The following is a 17,098-nucleotide window of genomic DNA, read 5'->3' on the forward strand; positions in this document are numbered from 1 at the left end:
TTTCTGAATGATATAGGCGCCCTTTTCCTTTTACGTATCCTACTTTACTTTATTGCTTAATCCAACAATGGTTTCAAACGGTCGCAACACCAGTGGCACCAAGCCATTCTCATAGTTGGTAAGCCAGATCTCTGAGAAGTTGAGGCCGAGCTCATCTTCCTCAAGCTCCACCATGTGTTCAGAAAGATTGATTATTACCAGCACCTGTTGGTCTGCCAGTGTACGTGTATATGCATATACACTCGGATGATGCGGCAAAAGAAGCTCATAGATACCATAAGTCAATGTATCGTGCTCTTTTCGCAGCTGAATCATTTGTTTGTAAAATTGAAGAATGGAACGTGGTTCCTGGAGTTGTTTCTCTACATTAATATTGACGTAATTGTCATTCACCTTCAACCATGACGTACTCGTGGTAAACCCGGCCTGTTTGGCCGAAGACCACTGCATCGGCGTTCTGGAGTTATCGCGACTCGAAGCCCAGATGATGTTCATGATCTCCTCATGCGACATCCCCTCTTCACGTTTGATCTGATATAAATTCCGATCCGCTATGTCGTTATAATCCGCTATCGAAGGGTAAGCCACGTTTGTCATGCCTATCTCTTGCCCCTGATATATGAAAGGTGTGCCTTGCATGAAAAAGTACATGGCTCCAAGTGCTGTGGCACTTTCATACCAATACTCCGTATCATTTCCCCAAGATGAAACTTTGCGAGGCTGATCGTGATTTTCAATAAACAAAGCATTCCAGCCGACGCCTTCCAGTGATTTTTGCCACTTCGTCAAGACGTTTTTCAATTTGGGAACATCCAGTTGCCTGTCTGTGCTATTTTTCCAAAGGTCCAGGTGTTCGAATTGAAAGACCATATTAAATTTCCCTCTGACTTCACAGATCCAATCCCGCAGATCTTCTTGGTCCTCTACCTTTACTCCATTTGCTTCCCCAACAGTCACGACGTCATATCTGGATAATGTGTTCTCTTTCATTTCTTGCAGATAACTTTGGATTCCCTTGACATTCATATGCTTTTCAAATGAAGAGACGTATTTGACGCCTTCTATTATTGGCATGTCCAAGAGACCCTCTTCTTTGTGAATATGGCTGATTGCATCCACACGGAAACCATCAATCCCTTTATCCAGCCACCAATTCATCATTTCATATATGGATTTCCGAACTTCTTTATTTGCCCAATTCAAGTCTGGTTGTTTCTTGGAGAACAGATGGAGATAGTACTGCCCGGAGACTTCATCATATTCCCAAGCTGAACCTCCAAAGATGCTCTCCCAGTTGTTTGGTTCGTCTCCATTCTTCCCATCTCTCCAGATGTACCAATCCCGTTTGGGGTTATCCAGCGAAGCTCTGGATTCAATAAACCACGGATGTTCGTCACTTGTATGATTGATCACCAAGTCCATGATGAGTTTCATGCCGCGAAGATGAACTTCATTCAGTAATTGATCAAAGTCCGCCATCGTGCCGAATTCATCCATAATGGAACAGTAATCGCTGATATCATACCCATTATCGTCGTTAGGTGACTTATACATTGGACAGATCCATATCAGATCAATACCGAGATCTTGAATATAATCCAGTTTAGATATGATCCCCTGGATGTCACCAACTCCATCTCCGTTGGAATCCATAAAACTTCTCGGATAGATTTGATAAGCTACTGCTTCTTTCCACCATACTCTTTTCATTGAATACAATCCTTCTTTCTTGAGAACTGAACATTATATAACGTATTATGCTTTAATCATGGATAAGGTACATTCTTGCTTCGTATGGACGTAATTCGCTCTCCGATAGTTCACCTGCATAGTTAGCTATCAAAAGCTGATAGGACCCTGTTAATTGCTCCTGAAGCGAAAGTTCAGTCGTATATCCTTGGAAATTACATACGACAAGAATTGTCGTACCATTTAACGTTCGGGTATAAGCAAACACGTCTGGGTTCTCTGGAAAGATCAACTCATAATCACCATATACAATGACTTCATGATCTTTTCTGAGTTGAATTAACTTCCGGTAATAATGGAATATGGATTCAGGATTATTCAAACTTTCCTCGGCATGGATATGCTTATAATTTGGATTTACCTTAATCCAAGGTTCCCCTTGTGTAAAACCCGCGTTATCCGAAGTATCCCATTGCATAGGTGTGCGTGCATTATCACGTCCCTTGGCGTAGATCGACTCCATCACACTTTGTTCAGGATAACCTTTCCCCATTCTTTCCTTATAAAAGTTGAGCAATTCAATATCCCGATAATCCTCGATAGCGTATTGGACATTCGTCATACCCAATTCTTCACCCTGATATATGTAAGGCGTACCTTGCATGCCATGAAGAAGGGTAGCCAACATTTTAGCCGATTCAACTCTGAATTCTCCATCATTTCCCCAACGTGAAACGATTCGAGGTAAGTCATGGTTGTTCCAGAACAGACTGTTCCAGGCATCACCTTTGAGCTCCGTTTGCCACTTGGACAGCACTTTTTTTAATGCCATCACATCCAAAGGTTTAAGATCCCACTTTCCTTTGCCTTCTTGTTCATCCAAGCTGATGTGTTCAAATTGGAAGACCATTGAAAACTCACTTCCGTCCGGATTGCTGTACAGTTTGGCGATTTCTGGAGTGGCGCCCCATGTTTCTCCAACCGTAAGCAGGTCTTCCGCTTTTTGAAACGTCTCCTTGCTCAGTTCCCTGATATATTGATGCAGATTAGGTCCGTTTCCCGTAATTTTCAAATCCGGTTCTTTACCAATTAAGTCGATCACGTCAAGTCGAAAACCACCTACACCCTTGTCGATCCACCAATTGATCATATTGTATATCTCCTGCCGGACTTTGGGGTTTTCCCAGTTGAGATCGGGCTGTTTTACGGAAAAGAGATGCAAATAATATTGCCCGATCTCAGGCACCCATTCCCAGGCTGAACCACCAAAGGTGGACCCCAAGTCGTTCGGAGGTGTTCCTTCCACTCCATCTCTCCAGACGTAGTAGTCATGGTACGGATTGTCTTTGCCTTTTTTGGCTTCTTGAAACCAAGGGTGTTCATCCGATGTATGGTTCAACACCAAGTCCATAATGATTCGAATGTCTCGTTTCCCAGCCTCCTGAATTAATGTTTCCATATCTTCCAAAGACCCAAACATCGGATCGATGTCCTGATAATCTGAAATATCATATCCGTAATCATCTTGAGGAGACTTGCAAACGGGTGATAACCAGATCGCACCAATGCCGAGTTGCTGCAAATAATCCAATCGGGACACAATGCCCTCCAAGTCTCCGATTCCATCACCGTTTCGATCTTGAAAGCTGCGTGGATATATTTGATATACAACAGTTTCTTTCCACCATTTTTTATTTTCCATGTTCCATCCAACCTTTCTAATGTTATTCTTTGACCGATCCTACAACAATGCCAGTCACAAAGTATTTTTGCAGCAAGGGATAAATCAGCAATAGCGGGATAACAGCAACTACGATTTTGGCTGCGTTCAGATTTTTGTTCGAAATTTCAGTCAGGTTGCTGAGTTCACTGGAATTTGTGCCGGCTTGAAGCAAATCGGCAATATTCACGTTAAGGGACTGAATATAGGTCATTAGCGGATAATTACTCACTTTGGTCATATAGATCAACCCGCCGAAAAAGTCATTCCACGTACCCACGATACTGAATAAGGCGACTGTCGCCAGTGCAGGAATGGATACGGGAACATACACTTTGAACAATACCTGAAGCGGATTGGCCCCATCGATGAATGCTGCTTCTTCAAGCGCTTTAGGTACAGCGGAGAAGAAATTCATCACGAGAATGACACTGAATATGGGGACAGCGCCTGGCAGAACAAGTGCCCATATCGTATTCAGCATGTCCAGGTTTTTGATCAGCAGGTAACTCGGAATCATGCCTCCACTAAACAACATGGCAAAAATCATGATATTCATATAAATGTTTCTGCCTTTAAAATCTCTTTTTGATTTGGATAGCGGATAAGCCATCAAAATAATCAGAATCATGTTAAGCACAAGGGCTAGCGCAACACGTAGAACGGATATACCAAAGGAGCGCCAGAACTGTGCATCTTCGATAATTTTGGTATACGCTGCTGTTGTGAAATTAACTGGAACGAGACCTACTGCGTTCGCGGATACCGCCTCGCTGCTGCTGAATGAAATGGCAACGATATTCCATAACGGAAGAAGGCAGACCAATGCCAGCATGAGAACGATGGCATAGATGGCAAACCGGCCAATTCGATCTTTGAAGTTTGCAGAATAGGACACAGGTTTGGCCTCCTTAGAATATTTTTCGGTCCGTATATTTTTTGGCCAATTGGTTGGCAGACATGAGCAAAACAATGCCGATCACGGACTTGAACAAACCAACAGCTGTACCGAAGCTATACTGTCGTCCAACGAGACCGATCCGATAGACATAGGTATCCAGAATGTCGCCCGTCTCATAGACAACCGGGTTATACAGATTATAGACTTGATCGAAACCAGCGCTCAAAATGTTGGTCAAGCTCATTACGCCCATGAGCAGAATAATAGGTAACATGCCTGGCAATGTAATATGCCATACTTTTCTCCACCAACTGGCTCCATCCATGCCTGCGGCTTCGTATAGCCCAGGATCAATCGACGTAATGGCAGCCAGATAGACGATAGAACTGTAACCAAATTCTTTCCATACGTCTGTTCCTATAATCAGTGGCTGGAACCAGGTGTTGCTGCCAAGGAAATTAATATTTTCGAGGCCAAAGAAAGCCAACATTTGATTCACAATGCCATCCAAACTGAACATGTTGACAACAACGGATGCCAGGACAACCCAGGATAGAAAGTGTGGCAGATAAACAATCGTCTGCACGGATTTTTTAACGTATTTGATACGAATTTCATTTAATAAAACGGAAAAAATGATGGCCATCATCGTTCCGAGCAGAATCTTGCCAATCGCAATCACCAACGTATTGCTGACGACCTGCGCGATATCCGGCAGCTTGAACATATACATAAAATGCTTCAGGCCTACAAATTCGGAGCCAAACATGCCCTTGGCCGGTATATAGTCCTGAAACGCCGTAATGATGCCGACCATTGGAACATAGCTGAATACAAGCAAAAACAAAATGCCTGGCAACATCATCATATGGTACATGGCGCCTGGGCCAAGCCGGCCCTTTATTTTCGAATTCCCCTGTTTCATGGATGAACCCCTTTCGTTGAAGAAAGGCTGCGTATCGCAGCCCTGCTACTGTTCATGGATGTCTATTGTTTCGATGCAATCTCGTCTTCAATTTCCTGAATGACTTGATCACCACCTTGTTTCTTCCAATTGCTGACGAATGTATCGAAGTAATCGAGCGATTCTGAACCCGTTACGATTTTGATAAACGACTCCTGCTCCAACTTCGTCAGATTGGCCCACGTCTGTTTCATGCTTGGTGTAGTGCCAGAGAAAGCAGGTGTCATCCAGACAAATTTGTTTTCCTGTGTCAGTTTGTCGATCAGTCCAACTCCGTTGATCCGCGAATGATATTTAGACCAAGCAGTCACATCATCCGTATCCATGTCGCTCAAATAGGTTTTGATGCTTCCGATGTTGTTCTTCGATTCTGTAGTGCGAACCTCATCCAGGTTGATCTCTCCTTTAATCCCGCGAACAACGTCAGAGTAATCATCCAGCAGCGATGTAGCCGAATTGACTTCGATATTAAACGGTCTCGTGGATCCGTCTACCCCGGTCTCCTGATACTTGGCTGCTTCCGGCATGGTTGTTGCGGCATTTTTATCATTGGCCAGTTTATCGTAGAACAGGTTTACAATCTTAACGGCCAGTTCAGGGTGTTCATAACCCTTTCTCACCACGATAAACTGATTGGATGGGTTGGCATGCGCCACGTTGACCTTGCCGTTTGCATCCTCCAGCGTATAAGCCGAAAATTTCGCATTTTTATCCATCTGTTTTGCACTGATCAGTCCCCAGTCAGGGATATGCCACGGTCCAAAGGCAATACCGCTTTGGCCATTGGCGTAGAGTGCGGTAATATCGTCAAAGGTGCGGGTTCCAAATTGCGGGTCAATGATGCCATTCTTGAACCAATCCGCCATGGTGCCCAGCATTTTCTTCGTTTCTTCTGTCGTAGAACCATACACGATTTTGCCGTCTTCACCATTCATCCAATATTGCGGGAAAGCTCCCTCGGTTGAGGCCACACCCAGCATCGTATAAGCAGAGCCATTATAATCTGTTGTGTTCATCGTGTTCACAAATGGAATACCTACCGGGTTCCCGGATTGGCCAGGATCTCTTTTCAGAAATTCCAGCGCTGTTTGCTCCACTTCTTCCAGTGAAAGGGCACCATCTCCGTCTGCATCCAGTTGAATCCCTAACAGGTCTAGCCAATCTTGACGTACCCAAACCATCGTAGGTGCAGAATCCAGAGAAGTCGCCGGAAGTCCCATCAAACGTCCATCAATCGTTGCATTGTCTAATGCACGTCCATCATAGGAATCGTACATCTGCTTGATGTTATCCGTGGCATATTGATCATAAATGGCTGTCAGGTCCTCAATCAGATCGTTATCCACCAGTTCTTTCAGTTCATCTTTGGAATCAACACGCATCATGTCAGGCAATTCCCCGGATGCGATGGCAAGCGATACTTGACGACTATAATCTTCACCATTGGCTTCAAATTGATCTGTAATCTGAGCGTTAAACGTGTCTTTGACCAGCCGAGTATATGCGTTGTTCTCATAGGTATCACCAGCCGGCAGTTTTGGATTGGCTGTGGTTACCCGTCCCATGGTTACGGTAATTTCGTCTTTATAGGCACTGAACGGATCTCCCGGTGTTACCTCATATTTGCCTGCTTCCTCTGCAGTAGGAGGAGTGGAAGAGTCTCCACATGCCGCGAGGGTTGCAACCATCAAGGCAGACATGGACAGCACGGCGAGACGCTTCGTCAACCGGTTGCTTTTCATAGACCATTTTGTTCTCATCTAGTTCGATTCCCCTTTATTCTGATGTTCAATATTTGTTTGCGCTTTCATTATAAAATGAAGTGAAGACCCATCGAGATAGGGATTACACGTCCGTTTGGATAGAGAAATGGTTACAGTTTTCAGTCCGTATTATGAAGTATGGTTAACTTGTGATCATTTACCCTACCTACTGACCGACATTCGTCTATCTACCCCTGCTCTTAATCAAAAACAAAAGCCGGCAGCTCCTAAAACAGGAAGCTGTCGGCTATTTATTTCCTCTACCTAGCTGCCGATATTCGCTTGGCAGAAGACCTGTCAGTTCGCGGAAAATCCGGCTGAAATATTTTTCATCCGTATAACCCACTCGCTCCGCAATCCAGAAAATCGTATTATTCGTATTGAGCAAGTACTCTTTGGACTTCTCTACCCGGATGAAGCGGGAGTACTCATTAAAGGTTTTCCCCATCAGATCTTTGAAACATTGACTGAAATAACTTCGGCTGATGTTGAGTTGTTGGGAGAGACCTGAAGCTGTATAGGCCTGCTCCAAATCATGCTGCACGATCATCACTGCTTTTTTCACGGCATCGATGATTTCCTGTGAATACGAAGTCTGTTCATCAGACTTTCGAATGCTTACAGCAGTCTGTTTAATCCATTCTTCAACCTCGTACCAGGACTCGAAAGAATGGATCATCGAGATTCTTCCAAGCGTAGTTTGGGCAAAAAGGTGGTTCCATTCCATCACGATCGAGTACAGCAATCCCATCAACTGACCTTTATGTAATCGTAAGGATATAAACTGATCAATGAGTTGATTGTAGTAACTGTCGTGGTGGGTCCATGGGGTTTGGAACCAACTTTGCTTAATCCGATTAAGGTCCTCATCCTGCGGTTCTTTTGAAAATGTATTTTCCTCATTCATCGAAACGGCAATGACTTGGTTATTGGGGTTGTATGCATAGAATAAAGACGTCTCTGTATAATTCATAATCCAGTTTTTGATTTGCGACCATGTTCGCTCTTGTACATCAGACAAAACCAACAACGTACACTGGGGAACTTGATTCAGGGATTCCTTCAATTGATGAAAAAGTTGATCCTCTTCGTGCGCGGGAGCTGCCCACATCCAGCTATTTCGCTCAACCTCCCATCTTATCTCATCTTCATGCGCAGTTAGCTCCATTGGCCACTTATGCTCTGATTTCCGATCTTGTGAAACAAGAGCATACACATTTCGATAATGGAAATTGATTTCATTCTGTGAAGGCATCTTTCTTATCGTGCTTGTCAACCCGTTAATTCGGGTATGAATCCGTTGCAGAACATGTTCGAATTGCTCTTTCTCCAGCTGCACTTTGGCTATATAATCGATGGCTCCGAGTCTTAGCGCTTCCTGTATATAATCGAAATCCTGATGCAGGGTTAACACAACGATATGAAGTTCGGGATAGAGCTGCCTCGCAGCTCGCATCAGTTCGATCCCTGACATGACAGGCATCGCAAGATCCGTTAGCATCAGATCGACCGGTTGGGTTTTCAGAAAATCCAGTGCTTTCAACCCGTTGCTTGCTTCTCCTACAACCTCCATGTCGAACTCGTTCCATGGCATCGCAGAGCTAATGCCTTTACGTACCAACTTATCATCATCTACAATCAATACCTTAATCATGCCGAGATATCTTCTCCTTTAATAGGCAATACGAGCAGTATGCTTGTCCCTGTTCCCAATTCACTCTCGATCACCAGTTGTGCTTGATCCCCGTACTGTGCCTTCAACATGCGGTGAACGTAATTGAGTCCGATGCCCATCCCTACTTTTTGTTGTTCAGCTTCACGATTGTTCAGCAGATTATGAATGGTTTCCTCAGTCATACCTGCGCCATTATCTTGTATCATAATGTTCAACGTTGAAGTGCATGTCACTTCAATCTGAATAAAACCTTCGTCACTTAATCCATGATATAACGAATTTTCAACCAGAGGTTGCAGAATAAAGCGGGGCACAGGAATTTGAAGCACTTGTTCATCTGCAGTAATGCGAACGTCAAATTCAAAGTCATAACGAATTTGCTGCAAAATCAGATACTGCCTTAACGCATCAATCTCCTCTTCCATTGTGGACACTTGCCCTAATTTGCCCAAATTGTAATAGAGCAGTTTGTTCAACGACTGTACCAGCTTGTCGATCTCCCCTTGTCCGTTCATGACCGCTAGCCAGTGCACCGTATCCAGCGTATTCATCAGAAAATGTGGATTGATCTGATAGAGCAGTTTTTCCACTTCCAGGTCTGCACGAATCTTCTCTTTCTGCTGCACTTCCCTGAAGAGGTCACCGATTTGATGCTGCATATTCGAAAATTCACCCAACAGAAAATCAAATTCAGGAATCTGAGTTCGCGCTCGTCTCCCTGTTGTTTGTGGATTTTTGGACATCCCATTGATTTCCGAATGGAACAGGCCGAGTGGTTTGTACACCATCTTCCACAGAAGCCAAGCAAGAAATACAGTAAAACCAAGGAAGAATAAAGCGACCAGCAATATTTGAAGCAACCATTGGTTTTTCTCCTGTTGATATTGGGCCTGCGAAATGACCGATACGACACTCCATTTCTGTGAGGCATCCTCCTTGAACCAGTGATACCCGCGGGATATCCCGTCCTTGGCAGGATCTACTGTTAAGCTGGAGAAATTCTCCCCTACCTTCATGGCTTCCGGTATTTCGCTGTACACAATGTTGCCTTCACCATCCAGGATGAGATGAGATAATGCGCCGTTGTATTGATTGTAGCCCAAGATATCTTGAGTGAGGCGAAAGCCTGATTCTACGTAAATGAACACGTCGTTCCTCTCGGATAGTTGTACTTTACGCATAGCAGACAGAACGAGTTGATCATCAAATCGGTTCATACTCATATGGGGGCCATAGTACTTAATGCCATAGGTTTGGAAGAGCACAGGCAGAGACTCAGGAGAGAAACGATCCTTGATTGGAAAGTTGCCGAACTGAGTAGTACCTTCTTTTTGAAAGTAATATAGGGTCAATCCGATATTAGGATTGGTGAAGGTCACAACACTTAACTCGTTTTTTAATTCGTCCCTGGCCTCAATCAGTTCGAAGATATCGGAGGACGGATTCAAGAATTCATCTAATCTTTTGCCTAAAGTACCCCTGTAAGATAATTGTTGCGTAACATGATTCAGATTGGTGATGGAATTCTCCAATGATGATGTCACCTGCTGCAAATTGCTACGGATACCATCATCGATCTTATTTGCGAAAATGGAGTCGATCGTATAATAAGAAATCGCAAATATACTGATAAAGGGGATAAACGCACTGAGAAAGAACAGTAAAAAGATTCTTTTTTTAAGTGTCATGGGAACCTATTCTCCTTCTGAAAATGAAACAGCAAGCCTCCTGCGTATGGAAGCTTGCTGTGGATATACATACAGCTATGCCGGTTATCGTTTTCTCCATAGGCCTCGTCCAAGTCCAATTTCCTTTCATCATTATAGATTGATATTCAAATAAGTCAAACGCTTTCATACTGTGCGCATATAAAAAGTGCTACTCCTCAAAATAATGAGGAATAGCACTTTTATATGCGTACCTTACTTCAGTTGTAATCACTTCTTGTTAATGGAATGCTCAAACATTTCAGTCTACTCTCGTACCGTCACATTTAATTTGTGTGATCTGGTTTCCCCTGAAGAATTACGAAGTACAGCTTCATACTCGTAGATTCCAGGTGCCCTTCCAGAGATTGAGGTAACCGCAGACTGTGCACCAGGCGAATGTGATTGCAGCGATTGTGTGTCAATCGATACACCATTTTCGTAAAGTTCGTATTCGGTTGCGTTTGTTCCCCACCACAGATTCATGGTGACATTATAGTTGCCGTCACCGTCCCAGTTGTCGTTCGACAGAACAGCTTGCCCCGGGGAAGCATCCGTGACGATGACTGTCAGTGGAACACTCATGGTTGAACCCAGTGCATTGATCAATTCTCCAGTATAGATATAGGTGCCATTTTTCTTTCCAGTAATATCAACTTGAACAGATTGGGCGGACGGGGATTGATCGACCAGAGAAATTTCTTTAATCAATTCACCGTTCTCATACAGTTTGAACTGATTGCCGTTATTCCCCCACCATAGATTCATCGTGATTGTGTAGTCGCCGTCTTTGAGCCCCGTGTCGTAACCATTATTATCAGATAACACCGGGGTGCCTGGGGCACCGTTTGCAAGTGGCGTTGTCTGATGGAGCCATTCCTCCCACTTAATCAGCACACTTGTCTGCTCATCCGTAAATACGGTTCCTCTAGCTGCTTGAACGTCATTACCGAAGGATGCAAGCAATTGACGCGCTTTTGCTCCTTCACGATCGTTTGCTGCCTGTTTGGCCTGCTGTAACGTGTTTGTGAGCTGATCAGCAAGAATGCTGGCATTAGGATCGATCGATTCATCAGCAAAGGTGTTGGTCAGATTAATCAGGCTGTCGAATGTAGTAATAACTGCAAAACTATATTCTACCGTCTGTTCCCACCCAGCCAAATCGGAGACGGTTGCCGTAACCTGGTTCAGTCCGGGTTCCAGTGTATACGCAGGAGTGTCGATAAGCACACCCTCTGGTTCTTCTACACCGGATACCGAATCGGAGGCTGTATAGCCAATTTCCACCTGCTGATCAATGGTGTATTCGGTTTGACCATGAATTTCAATGGTTGGAGGTACGAGATCAATGGATATGGACAAAGACTGTTCGCTCTCTTTGTTACCGTCAACATCGACGCTCCAGTAGGTGATGGTATGTGTTCCTTCTTCAGTTAGGGTCAACTGTGTGCCACTCACCGTTTCGCCACCATTAATTTGATAATAGGTCCCTTCGATATCGGAATCTTCATCGCTTGCTGTGAAGGTTACTTGTGCCGGAGAAGTATACCAGCCGTTTTGCAATTCTCCTTCCACAGTTGCCGTAGTATGCGGGGCCTTCTGCTCCGGAGATTCTCCTTCCAACGTAACAAAATCAGATAAAGGTATATTCAATTCCTTCACAAGGTGTGCTACGAGTTCAGACACCTTGATTGCACCGTTCATTTGCAAATGTGTATTGTCTTCCGTTGTGCCTACCCACATGAATATCGATTTGGTTCCTTCTGTGCCAAGCTCCTGGAAATGCTCCCAACTGGCTTGGTTCAGATCGATGATAAGCGTTTCCGTTTCCTGCGCCGTTTCTTTCATCGCCTGTACGTATTCCGGGAAGCTTTTGTTCAGCACCTCTCCGGTAAAATCACGACGGTTCACTGGTGTGACCAGAACCGGAATCGCACCTCTCTGCAGAGCACCGTTAATGTATTCTTTCAGATATACCTTAAATTGCTCTGGTGTAAGATAACGCTCTGGACGTGAAGGTGTGGAATCGTTATGAGACCACTGCATGAATAGATAATCGCCTTCTTGAATGTCGAGTAAAATATCGTTGAGATATCCACCGACCAGGAAGGTCTTACTGCTCAAACCTCCAACTGCCCGGTTATCAATACTGACTTCATTTGGATCAAAATATTCACCCAACGTTTCTCCCCAGCCCGCTTGCGGACGATAGTTTTCCGCGTAATTGGCTACAGTGGAATCGCTGGCCAAATAAATAACTGGTTTATCGCTTGCACTGTGATCTGGCAGTCGCTCCAGCTTCAGCGCATTGATTTTCGGTGCATTTCCGGTAAAGTTGAAGTTAAATACCCCATCAATCAGGGCAACGTCATACGTGATTTCTTTGAATTCGCCCTTGGCAATGCTTGTAAGCGGCAGCTTTGTCATCTGCTCTACAACCACATTTGCGCTGGTTGATTCCTGCGCATCCCCGATGGTCATCGTTACCCGGTAATTCGCCGGCTCCATTTCCGTCAGGAAAGAGGTACCGTTTACTCGTGTGAGATCTTCCTTGAGCAAATCTCCGGTTCCCCGGTTCTCATCTTTGGTCAGCGCAGTATCAGCAAAGCCGTACCCATTGCCTTCAATGTACGCTCTTTTGGCATCTACCTTGATGTATCCGTCGGCTGCATTGCCAGAACCAAAGTCAAATTTGTATTCACTTATCTCTTCGCTTGGTTCACTTGTCAATGAATCCTTCGCCACAGTTAACATGTTAAACGTATGGTCAACTTTAGCCTGGGTGGCTTCCGTATTGAATATAGCTTCCGCAGCTGCCAAAGCCCGGTTCACCACGGCCTTCGATGCATCTGTATAATCCGACAGATTCAGTGCTTTGATCTCATCGTACAGAGCGATTAAGGCCGTCTGATCGCCGCTCTCCGAAGAGAGCTGAGTGCCTTCAATTCGCACGTTGTCGATCTGGGTAGTCCAGTTCAACGTGCCTCCACCACCTTTTCTTGTTCCCAGGAACCGCATGGATCTGACGTTGTCCGCATATGCGGCGGAACTCAGCGAGATATCTGCAATCGTTTGGGTAACTGTCGGATCGGCTAAGTTCGTTAATGTCAGATCCAATGTTTTCTCGGGAAAATTAACGGTTGCATCCACATTGACCCACTGGTTCTTCGAAATATCTGTAGTCGTTCCCCCTTCGGGTATGGCTGTATCCCCTGTGCCGTAGTCTGGGTTATATGCACCGACAAAATAATGAATTTTGGTGCTTCCGGTTTTGGTATACAGCGTGAACAGGGCATTTTCGTTAGAATCCTGTATTGTGAGATGACCTTCTGATGGATAGGCACTCACATTACCGGATTGCCAGTCAAAGTTCACGTTCACCTGATCGCCGTTTACGGCATCAAACAGACGGAATACCTTGGCCCGATTGCCCGATCCGGAACCCGCGACGGACAGTAATTTATTTCCAGACTGTTCAACAACGGTTCCCGTCATGGTTCCTGCAATACCCGTGGCATTGACCATAGCATATTGGTAGTTGGCAGCGTCGCCTTCAAAGTCCTCCTCATATAGCTGGGCTTCCGGCTCTGGCTCGGGTTCGGAAATATCCGGGTCGATGACCAGTGATGAAATGCTCAGCTCCATGTCTTTAACTGCACCAGCAACGAGTCCGGCAATTTTCTGTGCACCATAGCTGCTGAAATGCGTATTATCGTTGATCCCATTCGGGTATTTTGGATATTCACCCGGATTAGCATATAGGAACACTTTTTCCGTAGCTGTATTTCCAATTTTGTCGTAGTAAGCAATACTCAACTTGCTGAGATCAATCAGCGGCACGTCCTGCTCCTCCGCCACTTCTTTGGCAGCCTGAACGTATGCCGGGAAGCTGACGTTGAATTCTTGAGTCACCGTGTTGAAATCTCTGCGTCCAACCGGAGTGAGCAATACCGGTGTAGCGCCGCGCTGTTTGGCACCGTTTACATAACGAGCCAAGTAAATCTTATAGTCCTCTGGTGATGCGTAACGGTCCGGTATCCCTGCACTGGCGTCGTTATGACCAAAGGAAATGAAGAAAAAGTCCCCCGGCTTAATTCGTTGCAGGATCGTATCCAGACGACCGTCTACCATAAAGGATTTACTGCTTCGGCCACCGATCGCATCGTTCACGATCACTGCCCCATTGGAGAAATAACGTCCGAACTGCTGCCCCCATCCTTCTTGAGGAGCCTGCGCTTCACTGTACGATTGCATGGTTGAATCACCAGCCATATAGATCGTTGTTGCCGCACCAGCCGCTTTCTCTGGATATTTCTCGATGATGACGTCTTGGATGTCTATGGCTGTACCCGTGAAGAGAAGATCGAGCTGTCCATCCACCAATGCAACATCATAGGAATACTCCAGTGGTGCTCCTGCTGTCACATTGGTTAAGGCGAGCTTCTGGACGAATTCGGATTTGACTCCAACGTTCGAGTCATTTGCATCATTGCCCAATCGCAGCGTCACCTTATAGTTGGCATTTGGCAGGTCAACAGCAAATGTCGTACCTGTAGCGACCGAGACCTGGTTTGCCCCTACCGTAACACCACTTGTATCCTTGAAGCCGTATCCCGGATCTTGTGCGTAGAGCGTATCCTGTATGTTCGTACTTCCTGACGCAGTCTCTGTACCGAAATTAAAGCGGTAGACCGGCTCCAGCATTTCAGCTTCGCGAGTCAGCGCCAGATCGGCTTTAGGGAATGCTGTAGCTTCCGCTCCAAGATAAAAGCCGGTATGAGGCGGCTGGTTGTAGGCTACATTTTGCCAGGCTACGCCAAGTCGATACACAGGGTCCTGCATCAGCGTAGGGATGCGATAGTCTGAAGGAATGGTCGTTGTGTAGAGACGATACTCCGAACTATCTTCGCTCCGCAGCAGAAGCTCCTCACGCCAGTCACCCAGAATGTCCGCCTGAAGTGCCGGATTGCCTTTGGTATGGTTGTTCGTTAACGTACCGGTTGCCCGGAAGATTTCATTCAGCTTTTTGTTTTGGTAATCCCACTTATAGATGAGCGGAATTCCTTTGGCTGTGCTATTATCCCACTCATGGTCCAACAGCTCCCGCTGAAGATCTCCATCCCACCAGATGGCGAAATTGGCGGTTTTGGGCCCTTCCTCCACAGTATAGATAGCCTCTCCTGCTGCTGAATAGGTATTGGTTACAGGTACACTTTGCCCGTTGGTAACGGTCGTGGCCCATGATTCGTAACCTGGATAGTTCGGATCAATGTCCGCCGACATCCCGCGACCGGTGTCAAAACCTGTTTTCTCACCCCAGAGGATTTCACCTGTTGCCGCATTGCGCATCTCCAGTCCGTATGCTGCATCCGAATGCTCGTGCACGCTTACGACCTGATAGCCCTCCCGGTTCGGATCGAGCTGGCCGGCGTGCATGGCGTCACCGTGGCCGAGTCCAGTGCTGTACAGCAAGCTGCCGTCATCATCAATGGCCAAGGCGCCAAACATAATTTCGTCCTTGCCGTCCTTGTCGACATCCAGCACACTTAGATTATGGTTGCCCTGTGATTGATATTGTGATCCTGCTTGGTTTGTATCGAACGTCCAGCGTTTGACGAGTTCCCCGCCAACATAATCATAAGCAACAAGCACTGTGCGGGTATAATAACCCCGGCTCATTACGACACTTGGCTTCGTACCGTCCAGATAAGCAATCGCGCCAAGGAACCGATCTACACGGTTGCCATAGCCGTCACCCCAATCGTTGACGTTGCCTCTTGGCGGATCATAATTCACGGTGGATACAGCCGCGCCAGTCTCACCGTTAAACAGCGTGAGATATTCTGGACCTGACAGTATGTATCCGCCGTCGTTGCGATAATCCTTCGTGCCATCACCAATGACTGTGCCTTGGCCATCCTTTGTGCCGTCCGCCGTCTTGACAACAACCTCGGCCTTTCCGTTGCCATCGAGGTCATACACCATTAACTGCGTATAATGCGCTCCTGCGCGGATGTTGACTCCCAAGTCAATTCTCCACAGCTTGGTGCCATCCAGTTTGATAGCATCGATATACACATTGCCGGTATAACCTGCCTGCGAATTGTCCTTTGAATTGCTCGGACTCCACAGGAAAACAATTTCATATTCACCATCCCCGTCCAAGTCAGCTACGGAAGCATCTCCTGCATAATAGGAGTATGTTCCGCCGTCCTTAGTCCGGCCATCGGCTGGTTTATCGAGCGGAATAGGGAGATAATCGTTATGCCAGACTGATACAACCTCCGGTTGCATTTGCTCTTTGCCTGCAATAACGGTGGAGATCTGATATTGCGAGCTGTCGAAACCAGTGGTGTCCACATAGTTCGTCACATCGCTTATGGGTGATGTGTTCACTTTGGTTCCATTTTTATATATATTGAAAGCGATATCATCTGGATCGTTGTTTAAATACCTCCAGCTTAAAAAAACGCCGTTGTCTACAAGAACCGCAACCAAACCCCGGTTAAGATACTCAGCTTGGCGACCCGGCTGGCTACTTGATGACTCTGCACGTATCGGCGCCGGAGGGACAGCCAGTGAAATAACCATAAGGAGTGCTAAAAAAGAGACAAACATCGATTTCTGGATGGAAACAGTTCTTCGGATCATTCGATTAACTCCTCCTTATCTAAAAATTC

8 protein-coding genes are annotated in these 17,098 nt (G+C 45.7%); all 8 read right to left on the minus strand.

Annotated elements, in window-relative coordinates:
- Positions 1 to 39: 39 nt before the first annotated feature.
- Positions 40 to 1,710: a glycoside hydrolase family 13 protein gene (locus tag ACDJ59_RS09900; protein ID WP_413408658.1), complete on the minus strand. Its 1,671-nt coding sequence runs from the start codon at positions 1,708 to 1,710 to the stop codon at positions 40 to 42.
- A 52-nt stretch (positions 1,711 to 1,762) separates the two neighbouring features.
- The gene (locus ACDJ59_RS09905; protein WP_413408659.1) at positions 1,763 to 3,391 is read right to left on the minus strand and encodes a glycoside hydrolase family 13 protein; all 1,629 of its coding nucleotides are present in this window, start codon (positions 3,389 to 3,391) and stop codon (positions 1,763 to 1,765) included.
- A 22-nt stretch (positions 3,392 to 3,413) separates the two neighbouring features.
- Entirely contained in the window at positions 3,414 to 4,307 is an 894-nt protein-coding gene (locus ACDJ59_RS09910) for a carbohydrate ABC transporter permease (RefSeq protein ID WP_413408660.1), read from the minus strand.
- A gap of 13 nt (positions 4,308 to 4,320) precedes the next feature.
- A complete protein-coding gene (locus ACDJ59_RS09915) occupies positions 4,321 to 5,235 on the minus strand; it encodes an ABC transporter permease (RefSeq protein ID WP_413408661.1) in 915 nt (304 codons plus the stop codon).
- Positions 5,236 to 5,297: 62 nt separating this feature from the next.
- On the minus strand, positions 5,298 to 7,034 hold the full coding sequence (locus ACDJ59_RS09920; protein ID WP_413408662.1) for a sugar ABC transporter substrate-binding protein: 1,737 nt from the start codon (positions 7,032 to 7,034) through the stop codon (positions 5,298 to 5,300).
- A 250-nt stretch (positions 7,035 to 7,284) separates the two neighbouring features.
- On the minus strand, positions 7,285 to 8,691 hold the full coding sequence (locus tag ACDJ59_RS09925) for a response regulator transcription factor (RefSeq protein ID WP_413408663.1): 1,407 nt from the start codon (positions 8,689 to 8,691) through the stop codon (positions 7,285 to 7,287).
- A complete protein-coding gene (locus tag ACDJ59_RS09930; protein ID WP_413408664.1) occupies positions 8,688 to 10,400 on the minus strand; it encodes a histidine kinase in 1,713 nt (570 codons plus the stop codon). Before ACDJ59_RS09930 ends, ACDJ59_RS09925 begins: the two co-directional genes overlap by 4 nt.
- Positions 10,401 to 10,685: 285 nt before the next feature.
- On the minus strand, positions 10,686 to 17,069 hold the full coding sequence (locus tag ACDJ59_RS09935; RefSeq protein WP_413408665.1) for a GDSL-type esterase/lipase family protein: 6,384 nt from the start codon (positions 17,067 to 17,069) through the stop codon (positions 10,686 to 10,688).
- Positions 17,070 to 17,098 lie beyond the last annotated feature (29 nt).

The sequence above is a fragment of the Paenibacillus amylolyticus genome, from assembly GCF_047302515.1.
Lineage (GTDB): Bacteria > Bacillota > Bacilli > Paenibacillales > Paenibacillaceae > Paenibacillus > Paenibacillus amylolyticus_G.

Excerpts from the sequence above, each read along its gene's own strand:
- ACDJ59_RS09900 (WP_413408658.1), bottom strand. The coding sequence starts at position 1,710 with ATGAAAAGAGTATGGTGGAAAGAAGCAGTAGCTTATCAAATCTATCCG.
- ACDJ59_RS09905 (WP_413408659.1), bottom strand. The coding sequence starts at position 3,391 with ATGGAAAATAAAAAATGGTGGAAAGAAACTGTTGTATATCAAATATAT.
- ACDJ59_RS09915 (WP_413408661.1), bottom strand. The coding sequence starts at position 5,235 with ATGAAACAGGGGAATTCGAAAATAAAGGGCCGGCTTGGCCCAGGCGCC.
- ACDJ59_RS09920 (WP_413408662.1), bottom strand. The coding sequence starts at position 7,034 with ATGAGAACAAAATGGTCTATGAAAAGCAACCGGTTGACGAAGCGTCTC.
- ACDJ59_RS09925 (WP_413408663.1), bottom strand. The coding sequence starts at position 8,691 with ATGATTAAGGTATTGATTGTAGATGATGATAAGTTGGTACGTAAAGGC.
- ACDJ59_RS09930 (WP_413408664.1), bottom strand. The coding sequence starts at position 10,400 with ATGACACTTAAAAAAAGAATCTTTTTACTGTTCTTTCTCAGTGCGTTT.
- ACDJ59_RS09935 (WP_413408665.1), bottom strand. The coding sequence starts at position 17,069 with ATGATCCGAAGAACTGTTTCCATCCAGAAATCGATGTTTGTCTCTTTT.